Here is a 21,271-nt window from a genome sequence, read left to right on the forward strand (position 1 = left end):
GGCCGGTGGCAGTACCCGGCATCGTGTCGTCGCGCGGCGGATCGAGTCAGGTCCGCCGCGCGAACGTCGCACGCCTCCTTCGCCTCACCAACGAGCACGGCCCGCTCTCGCGCGCGGAGCTCACGCGGTTGACCGAGCTCAGCCGCTCGACGATCGGCGGCCTCGTCGCCGATCTGGCGGCGCGCGGCTTCGTGGTCGAGGCCGCGCCGGAGGACACCGGCGCGGCCGGCCGGCCGTCGCCGATCGTGCGCCCGAGCGACGACATCGTCGCGCTCGCGGTGAACCCGGAGCTCGACTCCATCACGATCGGCGCGGTCGGGCTGGGCGGCGCGGTGCGCTTCCGCATGCGGCACGAGGTGCAGGACCACAGCGCGGCGGCGGCGATCGACCTCATCACGAAGCTCGTCGGAGCCGTGCACGCGCGGTTCACGACGGAGCAGGTCGTGGGTGTCGGCATCGCGGTGCCCGGGCTCGTCCAGCCCGACTCCGGCGTCGTGCGCCTGGCGCCGCACCTGGGCTGGCACGACGTGCACATGGCCGAGACCATCACGATGCGCACGGGACTGCCGGCGTACGTCGAGAACGACGCGAGCCTCGGCGCCGCCGCCGAGGCGATGTTCGGCGCGGGCCGCGGCCACGACACCGTGCTGTACCTGCACGGCGGGTCCTCGGGCATCGGCGGCGGGGTGCGGGCGCGCGGGCAGCAGCTGCCGAGCGCGCAGGGCTACATCGCCGAGCTCGGGCACACCCTCGTCAACTCGCACGGCCGGCGGTGCCACTGCTCCGCCATCGGCTGCCTCGAGACCGAGGTGCGCTTCGACGCGCTGCTGCGCGCGATGGGCCTCGACGACCTCGACCTGCGCGAGGTCGGCGCCGCCATCGCCAGCCACCGCAGCCCTGCGCTCGACGAGATCATCGCCGGGCAGCTGCGCATGCTGGCCGTGGGCCTGCGCAACGCGGTGAACGCATTCAACCCGTCGCTCATCGTGCTCGGCGGCTTCCTCAGCGCCCTCTACGAGTCCCAGCCCGAGACGCTCGAGACGGCCCTGCGCGAGCAGCTCATGCCGCCCATCGCCGAGGCTCTCGAGCTCTCGCGCGGCACGCTCGGCGTCGACCGCCTGCTCGTCGGGGCCGCCCAGCTGGCGTTCGAGCCGATGCTCGACGACCCGCTCGAATTCGCGCTGCCGATCTACTGATCCGCGCCCGGCTCGCCGCCGGGCCGCCAGGCAGCCGCGCCGGGCTGCCCGGCGCCCGCGACGGGCGCGCCGATCGCGCCGGCGGCCATGGCCGGCACGGCCCGCGAGCCGTCCGCGCCGCCCACGGCAGCGTCGCCGTGCTCACCCCAGCGATGGGTGCGGTCCGCCGCCGCGGCGGCGACGGCCCCGGCGCGCACCTCGGCGAACACGGCCATCAGGTCGGCGCGGTCCAGGCCCACGACGGTGCCCGACACGGCGCCGGTGACGGTGTGCGCCTGCAGCGATCCGACGGTCTGCAGGCGGCTGATCGGCCCCTGCGAGATCGAGACCCCCTGCAGCCGCGCGAGCGGCAGGATCGCCTGCCGGCGCCACACGGTGCCGCGGCGCAGGTGCAGCGCGTACGCGGTGACGAGGGCGCCGTGCCGCTTGAAGGAGGCGAGGCGGCGCCACCGTGCCCGGCGCGCCATGACGCGGTACGGGTCGCCCTCCCCGGGGCCGAGCACGCCGTGATCGATCACGAACGGCAGGTCCTGGGCGGGCAGGTACGGCAGGATCAGCTGCAGCACCCGGATCGCGTCGTCGCGCGTGCCCACGGGCAGCACCTGGCTGAACTGCTGCTGCGCCGACGCCTGGGCGGCGGCGCTCTGGCCCGACACGCGGTTGATGTTGATGCGCCACCAGCCGAACGGCTTCCACAGCAGCGGCTGCACGAGCTCGACGGCGTGGATGCGCCCTGGCGGGATCGTCTGGGTGACGGTCGTGAGCAGCCCGAAGGTCACGCGCACACCGTCGGGCGTCGGCGCGATGGCGTAGCGCAGTGCCTTGCTCAGGCCGCTCCACACGACGCTCACCACGGCCAGCGCCATGGGCACGCCCGTGGTCAGCGCCGTGATCCCGAGGATGATGAATCCCTCGCCGTCCTCGTTCGTCAGCGCGACGGGGATGAGCCCGACGAGCGAGACGAGGAAGATCCCCCCGAAGAAGATGATCCAGACCACGGCGTCGAGCAGCTGGGAGGCGATCACGCGCCCGAGCGGCAGCTTCACGACACTCTCGGGGGCGACGTCCGCCAGGTCGGCGCCCTCGACGAGCTCCTGCACGCCGGCCGACACCGTCTGCTGCAGCCGGCCGTGCGGCGCCGCGCCGGCTCCCGCTCCACCCGCGTCCGGTGCCGTGCCCTCCCGCGCCGCGCGCTTGGCGGCGCGCGCGCCGGAGGCCAGGCGCAGGATGTCGGCGCGCACCTCCTCGGCCCGGCGCACGGCGAGGTACTCGAGCGGCACGTTCGCGTCGGTGCCCGCGCCGTCCACCTCGAGCTTGGCCATGCCGATGAGCCGCGGCGGGAAGGGCCGGGTGAGGTTGACGCCCTGCACGCGATCCAGCGGCGCGCGGCGATGCGTGCGGAAGATCATGCCCTTGCGCACCTCGACGTGCTCGTCGGTGATGCGGAACTGGTGCACGCGCCAGCTGAGCCAGAACAGGCCCGTGACGATCGCGACGATCGCCAGCAGCACGAGCAGCGCGACGATCACCATGTTGTTCGCGACCGTCCAGTCGATCGCCCAGCCGATCGGATCGCCGTTCTCGTAGTCGTACTCGTCGTCGGCCAGCTCGTGCGGCGCCACGACCGAGATGAAGCCGTAGATGATCCGGTCGCGCAGGTTCGCGAGCAGGATGCCGATCACGATGATCAGCGCGATCCCGCCCTTGAACAGCGGCGTCAGCGGGTGCAGCCGGTGCCAGTCGCCGTCGGCGAGCGCCGACGAGCCGCCGCCGGCGAGCGGAGCGGGAGCCGCGTCGCCGGCGATGGCGGCCCGGCCGGTGGGGAGGCTCGGATCGGTCACAGCCCGGTCCGTCGGGTCTCGGCGACCTGGATGAGGGTGTCGCGCAGCGCCTCGGCGGCCTCCTGCGACAGGCCGGGGATCTCCACGCCCGTCGTCGCGGCGGCCGTCACCATCTTGAGCTTCGCGATGCCGAAGGCGCGATCCATCGGCCCGTGCGTGATGTCGACGAGCTGCATGCGACCGTAGGGGACGGCGACGATCCGCTGCCACAGGATGCCCTTGCGGAAGACGATGTCGTCCTCGCGCAGCATGTAGCCCAGCGCGCGAGCCTGGCGGGGCAGCACGAGCTGCGTGATGAGCGTGACCGCGAGGAGCGCGGCCCCCGGCCACCAGACCCACGGCTGGTCGAGCGCGAGACCGACGACGAGCATCGCGGCGATCACGAGCCCGGCGAAGATCGCGTTCTGCACGGTCTGCGACACGACGTACTTGGGTGAGATCTGGTGCCAGTGCCCGTCGAGCGCGAGTCGGCCCTGGCCGCGGGGCTCGCGGACGGCCGTGTAGGTGCCGCGATCGAGTGCGGGCGCGGCCTCGGGGGCGCTGTGGCCGGACGGCGGCGCGAGCGGCACGTGGGCGGGCTCGCCCGACGCGGCGCTCACCTCGGCGCCCGCGGCCTCGGCGCCGAGCTGCTCGGCGCGAGGCGGATCGGCCGGCCGGGGCGGCACGGGCGGCGCGCCCTCGGGAAGGGGAGGGGCCGCGCCTGGCACGGGTGGCGCCGCGGGCGGCACCTGCCCGTCAGTGTGCGGCGGGCGCGCCGGCTCCGGGGTCGTCGGGCTCTCGGTCATCGGGATCCTTCGGCAGCGTGCACCAGTGTTCGGCGATCAGCGCTGCGGTCACGAGGACGGCCCCCGCCACCGCGGTTGCGATGATCGTGCCCATCGAGCCTATCCCGGGGCTCACCGGCCGTGTGGCGAGGTAGGCGACGAAGCCGAGACCCGCTCCCCCGAGCGCGGCGCCGACGATGCTCGAGGCGCGCGCGAGCATCGCGATCCGCACCGCCCGGAACGGATCGACGCGCGGCGCCTTCGGATCGAGCAGCGAGCGCCGGATCGGCCACGCCAGCGCGACGCACGCCGCGCCCAGCAGGACGAGCAGGATCGGCAGCGACACCGCGGGCGTGAACGTGGCGCGCCCGCTCGCGGTGAGCAGGTGGTCGATAAGGAACGCCGCGCCGCCGCCGAGCAGCGCGGCGATGAGGAGGGAGACGGGGCCGGTGCGCTTCATCGCGCGTCCTTCCCGAGCGCCGCGAGCAGGTCGGCCACGCGGCCGCGGCCGGGCAGCACGGCATCCGGATCGATCGACAGCCACGGCCCGAGCACGAAGTCGCGCTCGGCGGCGCGCGGGTGGGGCAGCTGCAGCCGCTCGTCGTCGCTCATCCGGTCACCGTACGCGATGAGGTCGAGATCGAGGGTGCGATCGCCCCAGCGCTCGGCGCGCACCCGCCCGTGGCGCGACTCGATGACGTGCAGCATCGCCAGCAGCATGTCGGGCGCGAGGCGCGTGCGCACGATCGCGACGGCGTTGAGGTACGCCGGCCGGTCCGCGCTCGGGCCGTCGAGGGTGAGCGCGACCGACTCGATCGGCTCGGACGCCGCCACGAGCTCCGTGAGCGGCAGGTGCCGCAGATCGTGCATCGCCTCGCGCATCAGCCGCTCGCGGTCGCCCAGGTTCGAGCCGAGCGCGACGACGGCGTCCACGGGCGCGGCGGGCTCCCGCGGCTCGCGCGGCGGCAGGGGCTCGGCGAGGCGGCGGCTCATCGCCGCGCCCCCGGTGCGCCCGGCAGCCGCTCGGGCACGCCGTCGTGCACGGTGACCGACACATCGGCGAACTGCGCGGCGATGGGCGCCTGCGGCTTGTGCACCGTGACGGCGACGAACAGGACCCTCTCGTCCTCGAGCACCGCGCGCGCGATGCGGTGCGCGAGCGTCTCGATGAGGTTCACGGGCTCGCCGCCGACGATCGCCACCACCTTCTCGGCCAGCTCGCCGTAGTGCACGGTGTCGGCGACGTCGTCGGTCTCGGCCGCGCGCGCCGTCTGCACGCTCAGCCGCAGGTCGACGACGAACTCCTGCCCCTGCTCGCGCTCGAAGTCGAAGACCCCGTGGCGGCCGAAGCACCGCAGGCCCGTGAGCTCGATCATGTCCACGGGATTCACTTCCGTCCCTCCCACGCGCCGACCACCGCGAGCGCGTCGCGCGAGGCGGCCGCATCGTGCACGCGCACGGCGTGCGCTCCCGCCTGCGCCGCCAGCACGCTCGTCACGGCGGTCGCGAGGTCGCGTCGCGCCATCGACGGCCCCTCCCCGAGCGCCGCCTCGAGGAAGCGCTTGCGCGAGGTGCCGACGAGCACCCGGTACCCGAGCGCCGTCACCTCGCCCAGGCCGCGCAGCAGCTCCCAGTTCTGCTCGCCGTGCTTGGCGAACCCGACCCCCGGATCCAGGATGATCCGCTCGGCGGGGATGCCGGCGGCCAGCGCCGCCTCGGCCCGCGCGCGCAGCTCGGCGGCCACCTCGCGCGCCACGTGCGCGTACCGCGCCTGCGCGTACATGTCGACCGAGGGGCCGCGCCAGTGCCCGATCGCGTACTCCGCGTCGGAGCCGGCGACCACGCCCAGGATGTCCGGATCGGCGAGCCCGCCCGCCACGTCGTTCACGATCCGCGCCCCCGCCGCGACGGCCGCCTCGGCCGTGGCGGCGCGGTAGGTGTCCACGCTCACGACGGCGCCCTCGGCGGCGAGCGCGGCGATCACGGGCCCGATGCGCCGGATCTCCTCGTCCGCCCCGACCGGCTCCGACCCGGGGCGCGTCGACTCGCCGCCCACGTCGAGCACCGTCGCGCCGTCGGCGCGCAGCCGCCGACCGTGCGCGATCGCGGCGTCGTGGTCGAAGTGCGCGCCGCCGTCGCTGAACGAGTCGGGCGTGACGTTCACGATCCCCCAGATGTCGATCATGCGTGCTCCCCCGTCGGCCGCGCCGCCGCGATCAGCGCGATGACCTCGGCGCGGGCGGCCGGCTCGGCCAGCTCGCCGCGCGCCGCCACGGTCACGGTCGAGCTGTCGGGCTGGCGTCCGCCGCGCATCGTGACGCACTGGTGCACGGCGTCGAGCACCACGAGCACGCCGCGCGCGTCGAGCGACGAGGCGACGACGTCGGCGATCTGCTCGCCCAGTCGCTCCTGCACCTGGGGCCGGTTCGCGAGGATGTCGACCACGCGCGGCAGCGTGCTGAGCCCCACCACGCGCTCGCCCGGCAGGTACGCGATGTGGGCGCGCCCGGCCGAGGGCAGCAGGTGGTGCTCGCAGATCGAGCGGAAGCGGATGTCGCGCACGATCACGGCGCCCGTCGGCAGCGTCTCGGGCGCCGGGCCCTGCGCCACGCTGATCGTGTGCGCGAGCGGCGCCGCCGGGTCCTCACCCACGCCGGCGAACAGCTCGGCGACCATGTCGGCCACCCGCTCCGGCGTGCGACGGAGCCCGGGACGATCCGGATCCTCGCCCACGGCCAGCAGCAGCTCGCGCGTCAGCTCCGCGACGCGCCTGCGATCGACACCCACGCCCGCCCCCTTCGGTCGGATTCCCGTCAGGACGGATCAGGCCGTCGCGGGACGCGCCTTCCCCGTGCCCGGCGACGGATGGTGCACGGGCGCGCCCCCGCGCTCGGCGGCGGTCTGGGCGGCGACGCCCGGGTGCTGCTCGGGGCGGCGCGGGATCTGCACGGGCGGGTGCTCCGAGACGGGACGATCCTCGCTCGAGAGCCACTGCGGGCGCTCGGGCAGCTTCTGGATGTCCTTGAAGATCTCCTCGATCTGCAGGTGGTCGAGGGTCTCCTTCTCGAGCAGCTCGAGGGCCAGGCGGTCGAGGATCTCGCGGTTGGCCGAGAGCACCTGATACGCCTCGTCGTGCGCCTGCTCGATGAGCCCGCGCACCTCGTCGTCGATCCGCTGCGCGAGCACGTCCGAGTAGTCGCGGCCGTGACCCATGTCGCGGCCCATGAAGACCTCGCCGCTGCCCGCGCTGAGCTTGACGGGGCCGACGGCGGCGGTCATGCCGTACTCGGTGACCATCTTGCGGGCGATGTCGGTGGCCTTCTCGATGTCGTTCGAGGCGCCCGTGGTGGGGTCGTGGAAGACGATCTCCTCGGCGACTCGCCCGCCCATGGCATAGGTGAGCTGATCCTGCAGCTCGTTGCGCGTGACGGAGTACTTGTCCTCGAGCGGCAGCACCATCGTGTAGCCCAGTGCCTTGCCGCGGGGCAGGATCGTGATCTTCGTCACGGGATCGGTGTGGTTCATCGCCGCCGCCGCGAGCGCGTGGCCGCCCTCGTGGTACGCCGTGATGAGCTTCTCCTTGTCCTTCATCACGCGCGTGCGGCGCTGCGGGCCGGCGATGACGCGGTCGATCGCCTCGTCGAGCGCGCGGCTGTCGATCAGCTGGGCGTTCGAGCGCGCCGTGAGCAGCGCGGCCTCGTTGAGCACATTGGCCAGGTCGGCGCCCGTGAAGCCCGGCGTCTTGCGGGCCACCACGTCGAGGTCGACGGAGTCGGCGAGCGGCTTGCCGCGGCCGTGCACCTCGAGGATGCGACGGCGGCCGGCCAGGTCGGGGGCGTCCACGCCGATCTGCCGGTCGAAGCGGCCCGGGCGCAGCAGCGCCGGGTCGAGGATGTCGGGGCGGTTGGTCGCCGCGATCACGATGACGTTCGCCTTCGGGTCGAAGCCGTCCATCTCGACGAGCATCTGGTTCAGCGTCTGCTCGCGCTCGTCGTGCCCGCCGCCCATGCCGGCGCCGCGGTGGCGCCCGACGGCGTCGATCTCGTCGATGAAGATGATCGCCGGGGCGTTCTCCTTGGCCTCCTTGAAGAGGTCGCGCACGCGGCTCGCGCCGACGCCGACGAACATCTCCACGAAGTCCGATCCGGAGATCGAGTAGAACGGCACGCCCGCCTCGCCCGCGACGGCGCGCGCGAGCAGCGTCTTGCCGGTGCCGGGAGGGCCGTACAGCAGCACGCCCTTGGGGATGCGCGCGCCGACGGCCTGGTACTTGGCGGGGTCCTTCAGGAAGTCCTTGATCTCCGCGAGCTCCTCGAGCGCCTCGTCCGCGCCGGCGACGTCGGCGAAGGTGACGTCGGGGTGCTCCTTGTTCGCGAGCTTGGCGCGCGACTTGCCGAACTGCATCACGCCACGGCTGCCGCCGGCGGCGCTCGACATGAGGAACCAGAACAGCGCGCCCAGCAGCAGGATGGGGATGAGCAGCGACAGCAGGCCGTCGAAGAACGACGGCTGCGGCACGACGTCGTTGTAGCCGTCCTCGGGCTCCGCGCCCTCGACGGCGTCGACGACCTCGGCCGCGCGCGCGTCGACGTAGTAGAACTGCACCGAGGTCGCGTCCTCGTACGCCTCCGACAGCGTCAGATCCACGCGCTGATCGCGGTCGGTGATCGTCACCTGCTGCACCGTGTCGCCGGAGAGCAGCTCGAGGCCCTCCTGCGTGGAGACCTGGCGGGGACCGCCCAGGTTGGACAGCAGCGAGAAGCCGACGACCAGGAGCACGCCGATCAGCAGCACGTAGATCAGCGGGTTGCGGGTGATCTTCTTGACGTTCATATCTGGGCCGGGCCCGGGCTCCTCTTCGTCGCATCGGCGTCGCCGAAACGCACGCTCGCGCGCGTTGCCGTCCAGGCTACCGCCGGGCGGCTATGCCCCGTCTGGGATTCGCCCCGGGCGTAACGGGCGGCGGATCAGCTGTAGACGTGCGGCGCGAGCACCGCCACATCGCGCAGGTTGCGGTAGCGCTCGGCGTAGTCGAGGCCGTAGCCCACGACGAACTCGTTGGGGATGTCGAAGCCCAGGTACTTGCAGTCCACGTGCACCTTCGCCGCCTCGGGCTTGCGCAGCAGGGCGAGCACCTCGATCGACTCCGCACCGCGCGAGTCGAAGTTCTCGAGCAGCCAGCTGAGCGTGAGGCCCGAGTCGATGATGTCCTCGACGATCAGCACGTGCCGACCGTGCAGGTCGGTGTCGAGATCCTTGCGGATCTGCACGACGCCGCTCGACTTCGTGCCCGCGCCGTAGCTCGACACGGCCATCCAGTCCATCTGGATGTGGCCCGTGAGGTGCCTCGCGAAGTCGGCCATGACCATGACGGCGCCCTTCAGCACGCCGACGAGCAGCAGCTCCTTGCCCTCGTAGTCGGCCTCGACCCGCTGGGCGAGCTCGGCCAGCTTGGCGTCGATCTGCTCCTGGGTGACGAGGACGGTGGTCAGATCATCGGAGATGTCGGCCGCGCGCATGCTCCGAGTCTACGGACGCGCGCCGGCCGCACCTCACCGGTTGCTGAATGGACGTGCGCGGGTTCGACCACACATCGGTCACCGCGCCGAGAGCACGATCATCCCGCCCCGCCGCGTGGCGGTGAACACGGGCAGGTCGATCGGTCCCTGGCCGCGCCAGTCGGTGGCCAGGCGGGCGATCTCGAGGGTCTGCGTGCGGGTGAGGCTCACGCCGAACTCGCTCTGCGCCACGTGCCGGATGATCCGATTCCGGATCGCGGCGGGGTTGGCCGCGAGCGCGGCGGCCGAGACGGCGATGCCGGCCTCGGCGTGCTCGACGATGTCCTCGATGGTCTCGTCGATCATGTCGGCGAAGGCCTCGTTGTCCTCGCGCAGCTGCTCGGCCGTGCGCGCGAGGGCCTCGGCGATGCCGGGGCCGAGCTCGCTCTCGAGCACCGGCAGCACCCGGTCGCGGGCGCGCACGCGGGCGAACCGGGGCTGGGCGTTGTGCGGATCGGTCCACGCCTCCAGGCCCGACGCCGCGCAGAAGGCGCGGGTCTGCTCGCGGCGCAGGCCCAGCAGCGGGCGGATCCACGCCGTGCCCCGCTCGTCGACGCGGCGCGGCGCCATGCCCTGCAGGCTCCCGGCGCCGGATCCGCGCGCGAGGGCGAGCAGCACGGTCTCGGCCTGGTCGTCGAGCGTGTGCCCGAGCAGCACCGCCGCCGCGTCGGCGCTCACGGCCAGGCGCGAGAGCGCGGCGTAGCGGGCCTCGCGGGCGGCCGCCTCCGGGCCGCCCTCCGTGCCCACCTCGACGCGCACGACCCGGGCGTCGGCGATCCCGACCTCGCGGGCGGCCTCGGCGGCGCGCGCCGCGACATCCGCCGATCCCTCCTGCAGGCCGTGATCGATCGTGGCGCTCGCGACCCTCAGGCCGAGCTTGGGTGCCTCGTGCGCGGCCGCCGCCGCGAGCGCGAGCGAATCGGGGCCGCCCGAGAGCGCGACGAGCACGACCGATCCGCTGCCCTCGAGCGGCGCGAGGGCCTCGCGCACGGCGAGGCGGACGGCGGCGACGGAGGGATCGAGCACGCTCGCCAAAGTACTGCGGATAGGCTTTAGCCGACTAATCAGCCGTCTTCTCAAGGAGCAAAAGGCATGGGCGCGTACGACGCAGTCATCGAGATCCCGCGCGGCAGCCGCGTGAAGTACGAGGTCGACCACGGCACGGGCCGGGTGTTCCTCGACCGCGTGCTGTACACGACGTTCGGCTACCCCACCGACTACGGCTTCTTCGAGAACACCCTCGGCGAGGACGGCGACCCGCTCGACGTGCTCGTCGTCATGGACCACTCGGTCTACCCGGGCGTGGGCGTCAAGGTGCGCCCCGTGGCCGTGCTGAAGATGAGCGACGAGGCCGGCGGCGACGACAAGGTCATCGCGGTCATCGCGAAGGACCCGCGCTGGGACCACATCCAGGACGTCGACGACCTGCCCGAGTTCACGAAGAAGGAGATCGGGCACTTCTTCGAGCACTACAAGGACCTCGAGCCCAACAAGTGGGTCAAGGTCGACGAGTGGGCCGGCGCCGCCGAGGCCGAGCGCCTCGTGACCGAGGCCTTCGAGCGCTTCCAGCAGCACGAGGGCGACACCCGCACGCAGGGCGCCGGGGAGTTCCCGAACTCCGTCAGCTGACGCTGTCCGCGAAGGGGATCCGCCACGGCGGGTCCCCTTCGTCGTTCCCGGATCGGGTTCGCACCGGTCCCGGCGAAGGACTTACAGCCAGACGCCCCGGGCGCTCATGAACGGGCTCGGGTTGACCGTGCCGCCGTTCACGTACACCTCGAAGTGCACGTGGCAGCCGAACGAGTTGCCCGTCTGGCCCTCGTAGGCGATGACCTGGCCGGCGTTGACCCACTGGCCCCAGCCGACGACGATCCTGCTGGAGTGGGCGTAGCCGGTGGCCACACCCCCGCCGTGGTCGATCCGCACGTAGTTGCCGTAGCCGCCGTTGTAGCCGGCGTAGGTCACGGTGCCGGAGTGCGCGGCGTAGATGGGCGCGCCGCAGCCGGCCGCCATGTCGACGCCGTAGTGCCACGTGCTCGCGCAGTAGCTGCTGTTGCACTGCCCCTGACGCGGGCCGTAGCCGGATGTCCACCGCCCGCTCGACGGGCGCACCCAGCCGTTGCCCGGCCCCTGGCCCCCGCCGCCGACGTTCCCGCCGCCACCGCCACCGCCGCCGCCGCTGTTCTGCGCGGCCTCCTCGCGCTGCCGCTGCGCTTCGGCCTCGCGCGCCCGCGCGGCGGCCTCCTCGCGCTCGCGGCGCTTGCGCTCCTGCTCGGCCTCCCACGCCTTCTTCGCCTCGACGCCCTTCTGGTAGTCGGCGACGGTCTTGGCGGTGCTGTCCTTGAGCGCGGCGAGCTGCGCCTCGAGCGTGACCTGGCGCTCCTCCTGCACGGCGAGCGCGGCCTGCGCGGCCTGGTGCGCCTGCTGCGCGGCGAGCGACTTGGCCTCCGCCTCCTTGTTCAGGCGGTCGCGCTCGGCCCTGGCGACCTCGGCCTGCTCGCTGAGCGCCTTGGCGGCGTCGCGCGCGCTGGCGGCGCCGGCGTAGATCGAGTCGTTGTTCTCGGCCAGCTTGTCCATCTGACCGAGCTTGGTGAGCAGCTCATCGGCGTTCTCGGCCGAGTCGGCGAACAGCACCTCAAGCGAGGTGCCCGATCCGCTCGTGCGCGACAGCTGCGACGCGACGCGCGCGGCGGCGAGCGCCGCGGCGTCCGCCTTCTGCGACTGCTCGTCGGCCTGGCGCTGCAGCTCGTCGGCGCGGTACGCGGCCTCGAAGAGCGCCTGCTGCGCCTCGTAATGCTCGTCGGCGGCCTTCTGCGCGGCCTGCTGCTTCGCGGCCACGTCGGCGGCGAGCTGGTTGATGAGGCCCTCGATGCGCTTGACCTCGGCGGCCTTGGCCGACTCGTTGTTGCGCGCGGCCTCCACGTCGGCCCACGAGGGGTAGTCGGCTGCGTTGTAGGCGTATGCCGGCTTGCCGAAGGCGCTGACGCTCAGCGCGGCGGCGCCGATCGCGCCCGCGGCGAGGGCCACGCGGCGCGAGACCGGGCCCCACAGCACGCGGCGCTCCGCCTCGGTGGGTGCGCAGCCACACGCGTCCGGGTCGATTCCCTGGGACATCTGGCTGCCGGCACCTTCCTTCACAGGCATCACACTAACAACATCAATAACATCCGCAACTGTCGGATGCCGACCGGCTCCCGCTCGCGCGCCTGTCGAGAGCGTGCGGGCACCCCCGCGATTCTGTCGCGCGACACACCCGGGGAGCGCGCGCCGCGCCCTCGTTTTGGAAATCCGCGAGGCTTCCGCGTATGCTGGATCGTCGGCAAGCGTGAGCCCCGGGTTCACTCCGGCCCCATCGTTTAGCGGCCTAGGACGCCGCCCTTTCACGGCGGTAGCACGGGTTCGAATCCCGTTGGGGTCACACGAACCGATACAATTACATAGATCTGGCCCTGTAGCGCAGTTGGTTAGCGTGCCGCCCTGTCACGGCGGAGGTCGCGGGTTCAAGTCCCGTCAGGGTCGCTCCAAGCGACGGGCCCTCTCGATAGCACCACCTTCGAGGAGGCCTTTCGCATAGGACGCGGCACGTTCTTCGGATCGCAGCCGCGAGGCTCTGTAGCTCAGTTGGTAGAGCGCACGACTGAAAATCGTGAGGTCACGGGATCGACGCCCGTCGGAGCCACCACCTGAAACCCCCGGTTCGCCGGGGGTTTTCTCGTTCCGCAGGACCGCTCAGCGGCCGCCGGCCACCCGGATCGTCGTGCCGGTCACGTACGAGGCGTCTGCCGAGAGCGCGAAAGCCACGACGCCGGCGACCTCCTCGGCCCGGCCGGCGCGGCCCAGCGGATGAGAGGCCGCGACGCGCGCCACGCGACCGGCATCGCCCGCGTCGGCGTGGATGTCGGTGTCGATGGTGCCGGGCGCGACGCCGACCACGCGGATGCCGCGATCCGCCGCCTCGATCGCGAGGCCCTTCGTCAGCGCATCCACGCCCGCCTTCGCGGCGGCATAGTGCACGTACTCCCCCGGAGAGCCGGTCGTCGCCGCGCCCGACGAGATGTTGACGAGCACGCCGCCCTGCGTCAGCTCGGCGACCGCGCGGCGCGCGACGAGCACGGCGGAGGTCAGGTTGAGGTCGATGACGCGCCGGATGACGTCGCTCGGCGTCTGGGCGAGAGGCCCGATATGCAGGGTCGCACCCGCGTTGTTGACGACGCCGGCGAGACGCCCGACCTCGGCCGCTTCCGCGAAGAGCGCGTCGATGCCTTCGTCAGTCGTGAGGTCGGCGCGCACGAGTCGGCAGGACGCTCCGAACGACTCGACCGCGGCGCGCGTCCGGGTCGCGGCATCCTCGTCCCGCACGTAGCCGAGGACGAGGTCGTGGCCTTCCGCGGCGAGGCGCCGCGCGACGGCGGCGCCGATGCCGCGGGTTCCACCGGTGATGAGCGTGAGAGGACGGGGCACCTCCCCACGCTAGCCTCCGCACCCCATGCCACGAGGCGCTCCTCGAGACCCGACCTGCCCCGTCGCCGAGAGCGCTTCGGAATGGAAAGTGGAGCGCCGTGCGTTGCCTACCGTGTCACGTCATCCCACGAAGGAGTCGACCATGCGAGCCGCAGCCTACCGAACCTATGGAGGATCCGAGGTGCTCGCCGTCGAGGACCTCCCCGAGCCCCACGCGACGCCGGGGACCGTGCGCATCGCGACGATCGCCGCGAGCGTGAACCCCATCGACTGGCTGCTGCGTGCCGGTCGCCTCGAGGGGATCTTCCCCGTGACCTTCCCCGCGATCCCCGGCCGCGACGCGGTCGGCGTCGTCGACGAGGTGGGCGAGGGCGTGACGGACACGGCGATCGGCGACCTGGTGTTCGGACTCACCGGCGTGACCGGCGCGACGGCCGAGCGCACCGTGCTGTCGGCATGGGCGCCCGTGCCGGAGACGTGGACGATGCCCGAGGCCGCGGCCGCCGGGCTGGCCTCGGCGACCGCGATTCCCGCCCTCGCCGCGCTCGGCGACCTCGACGGCAAGACGCTCCTCGTCGACGGCGCGGCCGGCGGCGTCGGCACGGCCGCATCCGCAGTGGCCGTGAGTCGCGGCGCCCGCGTGATCGGCACCGCCAGCGAGCGCAACCACGCGTTCCTCTCCTCGATCGGCGTCACGCCCGTCGCCTATGGCCCGGGGCTGACCGATCGCGTCGCCGCCGTCGCGCCGGAGGGCATCGACCTCGCGCTGGACGCGGCGGGGGCCGGGACTCTGCCCAAGCTCGTCGCCCTGGCCGGCTCCGCCGACCGCGTCGTCACCGTCGCCGACGCCGCCGGCGCCCGTGACCTCGGCGTGCGCCACGTGAACGCCGCCAATGTCTCGGCGTCGCTCGCCGCGACGGCGCAGCTCGGCGCCGCGGGCCGGTATACGCCTCGGGTCGCCGCGACGTTCGCTCTCGACGACGTGGCGCGCGCGCACGAGCACGCCGAGAGCCGATCGGGCAAGGTCGCGATCACCGTCGCGGTGTAACCCGCCTACTGAGGCACGAGCTGCTGCAGCGTCCAGGCGTTGCCGTCGGGGTCGACGAAGGTGACGAAGCGACCCCAGGGCTGGTCGTCCACGCCGTCGGCCTCGACGCCGCGCTCGCGCAGGTAGGCCAGCGCCGCGTCGGCGTCGTCGACCACCACCTGCACGTTGCGCATGCTGCCGGGGGCGTCGTCGCTCAGGCCGTCGCCGAAGGCGATCGAGCAGGCCGAGCCCGGCGGCGTCACCTGCACGAAGCGCAGCGTCTCGCTCACGCGATGGTCGTGATCCACGTTCCAGCCGAGCGTGTCGCCGTAGAACGCGACGGCGCGATCGGTGTCGGAGACGGGCACGAAGATGAGTTCGATCCGGAAGTCCATGGCGTCCTCGCTTCTCTCACGCCCGACGGTACGCGGGGGCACCGACATCCGCGAGACCCGCCCGGCTCGTATCCTGGTGCGCATGCCGGGGCCTCGTTCCTCTCGCGCGACGATGAAGGATGTCGCCGCGCTGGCCGGCGTGTCGCCGAAGACGGTGTCGAACGTCGTCACGGGGGTGACGTTCGTGCGGCCCGAGACGCGCGAGCGCGTCGAGGCGGCCATGCGCGAACTCGAGTTCGTGCCCAACCTCAGCGCGCGCGGCCTGCGCAACGGCCGCTCCGGCACGATCGCGGTGGCGCTGCCCGATCTCGGCACGGCGTTCTCGGCCGATCTCATGCACTGGCTCGTGCAGGTGGCGCACAGCCGGGGGCTGGCGGTGCAGATCGAGGAGACGGCGTCCGAGCCGCAGCGCGAGCGCGAGCTGCTGTCGCGGGCGCGGGCGCACCTGATCGACGGCCTCATCCTCAACCCGATCCGGATCGAGGACAGCGTCATCGAGCACGCGGATCGCCTGCCGCCGGTCGTGCTGATCGGCGAGGTCGAGCAGCACCGCACCGATCGCGTGCTCGTCGACAGTCGCGCCGCCGCCCGCGACCTCACGGCGCACGTGCTCGCCAAGGGCGCCCGGCGCGTGGCCGTGCTCGGCGGCGACGCCCGCACCCCGGGCACGACCGCGACGAGTCGCATCCGCCTGGCCGGGTACCGCGACGCCCTGCGCGAGGCGGGGATCGCGCCCGACCCGGCGCTCGAGCTGTACGTGTTCCCGTGGACGATGGCGGGCGGCGCCGCGGCGGCGCGCGAGCTGCTCGACCGCTCGGTGCCGTTCGACGCGGTCGTCGCGTTCACCGACTCGATCGCCGTCGGCGCCTTGCACGCGCTCCACGACCACGGCATCCGCGTGCCCGAGCAGGTGCTCGTGGCGGGCTTCGACGACGTCGAGGTCGCCCGCTACACCGCGCCGCCCCTGACGACGATCGGCTTCGACCGGCACGAGTTCGCCCGCGCCGCGATCGAGCTGCTCGAGTCGCGCTTCGACGACCGCTCGACCCCTCCCCGCGCGGTGACGGTGCCCCACCGCCTCATCGTGCGCGGCAGCACGATGGACGAGCCCCGCGGCTACGACCCGTCGGCCTGAACGACGGGTCTGCGCCCGCCGCCTACACGATCCGGGCCGCGAACGACAACCCTTGCGCCGCCCATTTCATCGATGTAATGATGGCGCCGACCCGGTCCACCGGTTCGAGGTTCACGTCACAAGGGAGTGGCTATGACACCACCGTTTCAGCTGACAAGACGTCAGCTCCTCGCGGGGGCGGCGACCTTCGCCGGCGCCGCGGCACTCACCGCCTGCACGCCGGCGAGCACGATCGGCGGCCCGACCACCCTGCAGTTCTGGCATCTGCTCAGCGGCGGCGACGGCGTCACGATGTCGGGCCTCATCGACGAGGCCAACGCGTCGCAGAGCGACTACGCCGTGCGCCCCACGGTGCTGGCCTGGGGCAGCCCGTACTACACGAAGCTCGCGATGGCCGGCACGGGCGGCCGCGCCCCCGATGTGGCGGTCATGCATGCCACGCGCGTGGAGGGCTACGCGCCCGGCGGCCTGCTCGATCCCTGGGACCTCGACAGGCTCGCCGCGCTCGGCGTGGACGGGACGACGTTCCCCGCGCCCATCTGGGAGAAGGGCATCACGGGCGGCGAGGTGTACAGCGTCGCTCTCGACGCGCACCCGTTCATCCTCATGTACAACACCGACGTGTGCGACGCCGCGGGCGTGCTCTCCAGCGACGGCCGCCTCGCGCCGGTCGACTCGCCCGAGGCGTTCCTCGAGATGCTGCGGGCCGTCGCCGGATCCGCCGAGGAGCACGGCCTGTCGTACGGCTACCTCGGCGACGGCGCGCAGATGTGGCGGCTCTTCTACACGCTGTACACCCAGCACGGCGCCGCCATGACGCTGCCCGAGGCCGGCCCCGCCGAGTTCGACGACGACATCGCCGTCGAGTCGCTCACGCTCATGCAGAGCCTGCTCGACGGCGAGATCGCCGCCCCGCAGAACGACTACGCCTCGGCCATCGCCGAGTTCGCCACGGGCCGCAGCGGCATGCTGCTCACCGGCGTGTGGGAGCTGCGCACCATGCAGGAGGCGGGCATCCCCTTCGACGCGGCGATGATCCCCACGCTCTACGGCACGCCCTCCGTCTACGCCGACTCGCACTCCTTCGTGCTGCCGCATCAGAGCAACCCCGACCCCGCCAAGCGGGAGCTGACCTACCAGTTCGTCGCGGATCTGCTGAAGGGATCGTTCGACTGGGCCGGCGCCGGTCACATCCCGGCGTATCTGCCCATCACCGAGAGCCCCGAGTACGCCGACCTCGTGCCGCAGGCGCACTACGCCGAGGCGGCCGAGCACGTCACGTACGACCCGCCCGCGTGGTTCACCGGGTCGGGCTCCAACTTCCAGGGCGACTTCGGCCAGGCCGTGCAGAACGTGCTGCTCGGCGGGGCCGATCCGGCCGCCGCGATCGCCTCGTTCCGCGCCCGCGTCGACGAGCAGCTGGCCATGCCGAACCCGGCCGATCCCGAGGGGACGTGGCAGTCATGAGCACCACCACCGTGGCCCCGTCCACGCACACGATCGTCACCGGCGTGAAGCAGGGCCGCTTCTCGCACGCCGGCGACCGCCGCGAGCAGCTCGTGGGCTGGGCGTTCCTGACGCCGTTCCTCATCGCGTTCGCGCTGTTCCTCGTGTGGCCGATCCTGCACGGGATCTACCTGAGCTTCACGAACCAGTCGCTCACCGGCGCCGGCGGCGACCCCGTCGGCTTCGCGAACTACGCCGAGGCCCTCACCGACCCGGTCATGTGGCAGTCGCTGGGCAACACCGTGTGGTTCACCGTCCTGTCGACGGTGCCGCTCGTGCTCATCGCGCTCATCATGGCGGTGCTCGTCGACCAGGGCCTGCCCGGCCAGTGGCTGTGGCGGCTGTCGTTCTTCATGCCGTTCCTGCTGGCCTCCACCGTGATCTCGCAGATCTGGGTGTGGATCTTCAACCCGCAGATCGGCGCGGCCAACGCGCTGCTGGAGTCGATCGGCATGGAGCCGCTCGCGTGGCTGCAGGATCCGCGGACGAACATGCTCGCGATCGTCATCGCGACCGTGTGGTGGACGGTGGGATTCAACTTCCTGCTCTACCTCGCGGCCCTGCAGAACATCCCCGCCCAGCAGTATGAGGCGGCGTCGATCGACGGCGCCGGCAAGTGGCGGCAGCTGTTCTCCATCACGCTGCCGCAGCTGGGGCCGGCGACGGTGCTCATCGTGCTGCTGCAGATCCTCGCGTCGCTGAAGCTGTTCGACCAGGCGTACCAGATGCTCGGCGGCGTCTCGAGCGACACCACCCGCTCGATCGTGCAGTACATCTACGAGGCCGGCTTCGTCGGCTACCGGTTCGGCTACTCGGCCGCCATCTCCTACGTGTTCTTCGCGCTCATCGTCATCGTCGGGCTCATCCAGCTCGGGATCGTCGGGCGCAGGAGGGAATCGCGATGACCACCGCCACCGCCACGGAGACCCTCGTCGCGCCGCCGCTGGGCGACCGCGTGCGCCACCGCAAGCCGGGCGAGCGCCCGTTCGGCATCGCGCGGATCCTCGCCTTCGTCGTGCTGCTGCTGCTGGCGATCAGCTGGCTGCTGCCGTTCCTGTGGGCCGTCGCGACGGCGTTCAAGACCGAGACGGATGCCGCGGGCGCGGCAACCTGGATCGGCGAGAGCGGACCGACGACCGCCGCGTTCGAGGCGATCCTCTCGCAGGGCAACGTCTACATCTGGGCGTTCAACAGCCTGTGGACCTCGGCCGCCGTCACCCTCATCACCGTCGCGATCTCGGCGCTGGCGGCCTACGCGTTCTCGCGGCTGTCGTTCCGCGGGCGCCGCTGGCTCTACGTCGTCGTCATCGCGTCGATCGTCGTGCCGCCCCAGGTGCTGATCATCCCGCTGTTCTACGAGATGCTCGCGTTCAACATGATCGACACGCACTGGGGCCTCATCCTGCCCCAGGTGGTGGCACCGGCCATGGTGTTCATCCTCAAGCAGTTCTTCGACGCCGTGCCGATCGAGCTCGAGGACGCCGCGCGCGTGGACGGCGCGAGCCGGCTGCGGGTGTTCTGGTCGATCGTGCTGCCGCTGTCGCGGCCCATCCTGGGCGCCGTGTCGATCTTCGTGTTCATCGGGGCGTGGAACAACTTCCTGTGGCCGTTCCTCGTCATCAACGACACGACGCTCATGACGCTGCCCGTCGGACTGCAGACCGTCATCAGCGCCTACGGTGTGCAGTACGCGCAGGTCATGGCCCAGGCCGTGCTCGCCGCGCTGCCGCTCATCGTCGTCTTCCTCTTCTTCCAGCGCCAGATCGTCAAGGGCGTCGCGACCACCGGCTTCGGCGGCCAGTAGACCCCCACCTCAGAACAGGAGAATCATGACCCACGCCCGCATCACCATCGACCGCGACTTCACGATCGCCGACGTGCCCCGCCGCCTGTTCGGCTCGTTCGTCGAGCACATGGGGCGCTGCGTGTACACCGGCATCTTCGAGCCGGGGCACCCGCAGGCGGACGAGCGGGGCTTCCGCCGCGACGTGCTGGAGCTCGTGCGCGAGCTCGGCCCCACGGTCGTGCGGTACCCGGGCGGCAACTTCGTCTCGGGCTACCTGTGGGAGGACGGCGTCGGCCCGGTCGAGGAGCGGCCGCGGCGCCTCGACGGCGCGTGGCACACGATCGAGACGAACGCGTTCGGCCTGCACGAGTTCGTCGACTGGTCGAAGGAGGCCGGCGTCGAGGTGATGGAGGCCGTGAACCTCGGCACGCGCGGCGTCGAGGAGGCCCGCGCGCTCGTGGAGTACGCCAACCACCCGGGCGGCACGCGCTGGTCCGACATGCGCCGCCGCAACGGCGCCGAGCAGCCGTTCGACATCCGGCTGTGGTGCCTGGGCAACGAGCTCGACGGCCCGTGGCAGATCGGCCACAAGACGGCCGACGAGTACGGGCGCCTCGCGCAGGAGACGGCGAAGGCGATGCGCTTCGTCGATCCGACCATCGAGCTCGTGGCGGTGGGTTCGTCGGGCCGCGGCATGCCGACGTTCGGATCGTGGGAGCACACGGTGCTCACGCACACGTACGACGAGGTCGACTACATCTCGATGCACGCGTACTACCAGGAGGAGAACGGCGACGCCGCGTCGTTCCTGGCCGAGGCGGTCGACATGGACGCGTTCATCGACGGCGTCGTCGCGACGATCGACGCCGTGAAGGCGGCCGGCAAGCACCGCAAGCAGGTGAACATCTCGTTCGACGAGTGGAACGTCTGGTACCAGCGCGGCCTCGACACCGACGACCAGCCGCACAAGGTCGCCGCCGGGTGGCGCGAGCACCCGCGGCTCATCGAGGACACCTACTCGGTGACCGACGCCGTCGTCGTCGGCACGTTCCTGCACAGCCTGCTGCGCCACGGCGACCGCGTGAAGATCGCCAATCAGGCCCAGCTGGTCAACGTCATCGCGCCGATCCGCTCCGAGGAGGGCGGTCCCGCGTGGCGGCAGTCGATCTTCTGGCCCTTCGCGCGCATCGCGCAGGCCGCGCGCGGGCGCATCCTGCGCCTCGCCGTGGACTCCTCGCAGGTGCCGACGCCCAAGTTCGGCGACGTCGACGCCGTCGACGCGGCCGCCACGTGGGACGAGGAGAACGGGCGGATCGCGCTGTTCCTGGCCAACCGGTCGCTGGACGACGCCGCGAGCGTGACCGTCGACCTGCGCGGCCTGTCGGCCGGGCAGCTGCGCTCGGCCGAGGTGCTCACGGTGCCCGAGGGCGGCGACCGCCACGCGAAGAACACCGAGACCGAGCAGGACAACGTGGGCCTCGTGCCGCTGCGCGAGGTGGGCGTGGAGGACGGCGCGCTGCGCGCCACCCTGCCGCCGCTGTCGTGGGCGGTCGTCGAGTTCGACGTCGCCCGCGCCTGACCCGGACTCCGCGCGCCGCGGGA

General features: G+C 72.3%; 21 protein-coding genes and 3 tRNA genes. 11 read left to right on the plus strand and 13 right to left on the minus strand.

What is annotated here, in order from left to right:
• The first annotated feature begins 5 nt into the window (after positions 1-5).
• Entirely contained in the window at positions 6-1,196 is a 1,191-nt protein-coding gene (locus ACWDR7_RS04660) for an ROK family transcriptional regulator (protein ID WP_449853763.1), read from the plus strand.
• On the opposite strand, the gene ACWDR7_RS04665 is transcribed toward ACWDR7_RS04660, so the two are convergent.
• The 10 genes from ACWDR7_RS04665 to tilS all read right to left on the minus strand — a co-directional run bounded on the left by ACWDR7_RS04665 (position 1,190) and on the right by tilS (position 10,385).
• Positions 1,190-3,037, minus strand: coding sequence for a PH domain-containing protein (locus ACWDR7_RS04665; RefSeq protein ID WP_449853764.1), 1,848 nt, complete (start codon positions 3,035-3,037; stop codon positions 1,190-1,192). The two genes, ACWDR7_RS04660 and ACWDR7_RS04665, sit on opposite strands and share 7 nt — an antisense overlap.
• Positions 3,034-3,822, minus strand: a complete 789-nt coding sequence (locus ACWDR7_RS04670) for a PH domain-containing protein (protein ID WP_449853765.1) — start codon at positions 3,820-3,822, stop codon at positions 3,034-3,036. The genes ACWDR7_RS04665 and ACWDR7_RS04670 overlap by 4 nt, the downstream gene beginning before the upstream one ends.
• A complete protein-coding gene (locus ACWDR7_RS04675) occupies positions 3,773-4,261 on the minus strand; it encodes a DUF3180 domain-containing protein (protein WP_449853766.1) in 489 nt (162 codons plus the stop codon). Before ACWDR7_RS04675 ends, ACWDR7_RS04670 begins: the two co-directional genes overlap by 50 nt.
• Positions 4,258-4,794, minus strand: coding sequence for a 2-amino-4-hydroxy-6-hydroxymethyldihydropteridine diphosphokinase (gene folK / locus ACWDR7_RS04680; protein WP_449853767.1), 537 nt, complete (start codon positions 4,792-4,794; stop codon positions 4,258-4,260). The genes ACWDR7_RS04675 and folK overlap by 4 nt, the downstream gene beginning before the upstream one ends.
• A complete protein-coding gene (folB, locus tag ACWDR7_RS04685; protein ID WP_449853768.1) occupies positions 4,791-5,177 on the minus strand; it encodes a dihydroneopterin aldolase in 387 nt (128 codons plus the stop codon). The genes folK and folB overlap by 4 nt, the downstream gene beginning before the upstream one ends.
• Positions 5,178-5,188: 11 nt before the next feature.
• Entirely contained in the window at positions 5,189-5,986 is a 798-nt protein-coding gene (gene folP, locus ACWDR7_RS04690) for a dihydropteroate synthase (RefSeq protein WP_449853769.1), read from the minus strand.
• Positions 5,983-6,588: a GTP cyclohydrolase I gene (gene folE, locus ACWDR7_RS04695; protein ID WP_449853770.1), complete on the minus strand. Its 606-nt coding sequence runs from the start codon at positions 6,586-6,588 to the stop codon at positions 5,983-5,985. The genes folP and folE overlap by 4 nt, the downstream gene beginning before the upstream one ends.
• Before the next feature lie 36 nt (positions 6,589-6,624).
• Positions 6,625-8,634 carry an ATP-dependent zinc metalloprotease FtsH gene (ftsH, locus tag ACWDR7_RS04700; protein WP_449853771.1) on the minus strand — a complete coding sequence of 670 codons (2,010 nt, stop codon included), beginning with the start codon at positions 8,632-8,634 and terminating at the stop codon, positions 6,625-6,627.
• Positions 8,635-8,768: 134 nt separating this feature from the next.
• Positions 8,769-9,320 carry a hypoxanthine phosphoribosyltransferase gene (hpt, locus tag ACWDR7_RS04705; RefSeq protein WP_449853772.1) on the minus strand — a complete coding sequence of 184 codons (552 nt, stop codon included), beginning with the start codon at positions 9,318-9,320 and terminating at the stop codon, positions 8,769-8,771.
• 78 nt (positions 9,321-9,398) lie between these two features.
• On the minus strand, positions 9,399-10,385 hold the full coding sequence (tilS, locus tag ACWDR7_RS04710; protein WP_449853773.1) for a tRNA lysidine(34) synthetase TilS: 987 nt from the start codon (positions 10,383-10,385) through the stop codon (positions 9,399-9,401).
• 66 nt (positions 10,386-10,451) lie between these two features.
• On the opposite strand from tilS, the gene ACWDR7_RS04715 reads away from it, so the two are divergent.
• On the plus strand, positions 10,452-10,988 hold the full coding sequence (locus ACWDR7_RS04715; protein ID WP_449853774.1) for an inorganic diphosphatase: 537 nt from the start codon (positions 10,452-10,454) through the stop codon (positions 10,986-10,988).
• A gap of 81 nt (positions 10,989-11,069) precedes the next feature.
• On the opposite strand, the gene ACWDR7_RS04720 is transcribed toward ACWDR7_RS04715, so the two are convergent.
• Complete coding sequence (locus ACWDR7_RS04720; protein ID WP_449853775.1) at positions 11,070-12,473, minus strand: M23 family metallopeptidase; 1,404 nt, start codon at positions 12,471-12,473, stop codon at positions 11,070-11,072.
• A gap of 231 nt (positions 12,474-12,704) precedes the next feature.
• Between ACWDR7_RS04720 and ACWDR7_RS04725 the strand changes: the two genes are divergently transcribed.
• From ACWDR7_RS04725 to ACWDR7_RS04735, 3 genes are all read left to right on the plus strand, one after another.
• Positions 12,705-12,777 (plus strand) — tRNA-Glu (locus ACWDR7_RS04725).
• A 27-nt stretch (positions 12,778-12,804) separates the two neighbouring features.
• Positions 12,805-12,878: transfer RNA gene (locus ACWDR7_RS04730), tRNA-Asp, on the plus strand.
• A gap of 87 nt (positions 12,879-12,965) precedes the next feature.
• Positions 12,966-13,041: transfer RNA gene (locus tag ACWDR7_RS04735), tRNA-Phe, on the plus strand.
• Between the two features lie 47 nt (positions 13,042-13,088).
• On the opposite strand, the gene ACWDR7_RS04740 is transcribed toward ACWDR7_RS04735, so the two are convergent.
• The gene (locus tag ACWDR7_RS04740; RefSeq protein ID WP_449853776.1) at positions 13,089-13,820 is read right to left on the minus strand and encodes an SDR family NAD(P)-dependent oxidoreductase; all 732 of its coding nucleotides are present in this window, start codon (positions 13,818-13,820) and stop codon (positions 13,089-13,091) included.
• A gap of 142 nt (positions 13,821-13,962) precedes the next feature.
• Here ACWDR7_RS04740 and ACWDR7_RS04745 point away from each other — a divergent pair, with 142 nt between their 5' ends.
• A complete protein-coding gene (locus ACWDR7_RS04745) occupies positions 13,963-14,868 on the plus strand; it encodes an NADP-dependent oxidoreductase (RefSeq protein ID WP_449853777.1) in 906 nt (301 codons plus the stop codon).
• 5 nt (positions 14,869-14,873) lie between these two features.
• On the opposite strand, the gene ACWDR7_RS04750 is transcribed toward ACWDR7_RS04745, so the two are convergent.
• Complete coding sequence (locus tag ACWDR7_RS04750) at positions 14,874-15,242, minus strand: glyoxalase superfamily protein (RefSeq protein WP_449853778.1); 369 nt, start codon at positions 15,240-15,242, stop codon at positions 14,874-14,876.
• A gap of 82 nt (positions 15,243-15,324) precedes the next feature.
• Here ACWDR7_RS04750 and ACWDR7_RS04755 point away from each other — a divergent pair, with 82 nt between their 5' ends.
• The 5 genes from ACWDR7_RS04755 (at position 15,325) to arfA (ending at position 21,248) form a co-directional block, all read left to right on the plus strand.
• Entirely contained in the window at positions 15,325-16,377 is a 1,053-nt protein-coding gene (locus ACWDR7_RS04755; protein ID WP_449853779.1) for a LacI family DNA-binding transcriptional regulator, read from the plus strand.
• Positions 16,378-16,509: 132 nt separating this feature from the next.
• On the plus strand, positions 16,510-17,844 hold the full coding sequence (locus tag ACWDR7_RS04760) for an extracellular solute-binding protein (protein WP_449853780.1): 1,335 nt from the start codon (positions 16,510-16,512) through the stop codon (positions 17,842-17,844).
• Complete coding sequence (locus tag ACWDR7_RS04765) at positions 17,841-18,788, plus strand: carbohydrate ABC transporter permease (protein ID WP_449853781.1); 948 nt, start codon at positions 17,841-17,843, stop codon at positions 18,786-18,788. Before ACWDR7_RS04760 ends, ACWDR7_RS04765 begins: the two co-directional genes overlap by 4 nt.
• Entirely contained in the window at positions 18,785-19,687 is a 903-nt protein-coding gene (locus tag ACWDR7_RS04770) for a carbohydrate ABC transporter permease (protein WP_449853782.1), read from the plus strand. Before ACWDR7_RS04765 ends, ACWDR7_RS04770 begins: the two co-directional genes overlap by 4 nt.
• A gap of 25 nt (positions 19,688-19,712) precedes the next feature.
• On the plus strand, positions 19,713-21,248 hold the full coding sequence (gene arfA, locus ACWDR7_RS04775; protein ID WP_449853783.1) for an arabinosylfuranosidase ArfA: 1,536 nt from the start codon (positions 19,713-19,715) through the stop codon (positions 21,246-21,248).
• Positions 21,249-21,271: the final 23 nt, after the last annotated feature.

Source organism: Microbacterium sp. NPDC003461, assembly GCF_053588335.1.

Coding starts and splice junctions, on each gene's coding strand:
- ACWDR7_RS04670 (WP_449853765.1), bottom strand. CDS start 3,822: ATGACCGAGAGCCCGACGACCCCGGAGCCGGCGCGCCCGCCGCACACT.
- ACWDR7_RS04675 (WP_449853766.1), bottom strand. CDS start 4,261: ATGAAGCGCACCGGCCCCGTCTCCCTCCTCATCGCCGCGCTGCTCGGC.
- folK (WP_449853767.1), bottom strand. CDS start 4,794: ATGAGCCGCCGCCTCGCCGAGCCCCTGCCGCCGCGCGAGCCGCGGGAG.
- folB (WP_449853768.1), bottom strand. CDS start 5,177: ATGATCGAGCTCACGGGCCTGCGGTGCTTCGGCCGCCACGGGGTCTTC.
- folP (WP_449853769.1), bottom strand. CDS start 5,986: ATGATCGACATCTGGGGGATCGTGAACGTCACGCCCGACTCGTTCAGC.
- ftsH (WP_449853771.1), bottom strand. CDS start 8,634: ATGAACGTCAAGAAGATCACCCGCAACCCGCTGATCTACGTGCTGCTG.
- hpt (WP_449853772.1), bottom strand. CDS start 9,320: ATGCGCGCGGCCGACATCTCCGATGATCTGACCACCGTCCTCGTCACC.
- ACWDR7_RS04715 (WP_449853774.1), top strand. CDS start 10,452: ATGGGCGCGTACGACGCAGTCATCGAGATCCCGCGCGGCAGCCGCGTG.
- ACWDR7_RS04720 (WP_449853775.1), bottom strand. CDS start 12,473: ATGTCCCAGGGAATCGACCCGGACGCGTGTGGCTGCGCACCCACCGAG.
- ACWDR7_RS04745 (WP_449853777.1), top strand. CDS start 13,963: ATGCGAGCCGCAGCCTACCGAACCTATGGAGGATCCGAGGTGCTCGCC.
- ACWDR7_RS04750 (WP_449853778.1), bottom strand. CDS start 15,242: ATGGACTTCCGGATCGAACTCATCTTCGTGCCCGTCTCCGACACCGAT.
- ACWDR7_RS04755 (WP_449853779.1), top strand. CDS start 15,325: ATGCCGGGGCCTCGTTCCTCTCGCGCGACGATGAAGGATGTCGCCGCG.
- ACWDR7_RS04760 (WP_449853780.1), top strand. CDS start 16,510: ATGACACCACCGTTTCAGCTGACAAGACGTCAGCTCCTCGCGGGGGCG.
- ACWDR7_RS04765 (WP_449853781.1), top strand. CDS start 17,841: ATGAGCACCACCACCGTGGCCCCGTCCACGCACACGATCGTCACCGGC.
- ACWDR7_RS04770 (WP_449853782.1), top strand. CDS start 18,785: ATGACCACCGCCACCGCCACGGAGACCCTCGTCGCGCCGCCGCTGGGC.
- arfA (WP_449853783.1), top strand. CDS start 19,713: ATGACCCACGCCCGCATCACCATCGACCGCGACTTCACGATCGCCGAC.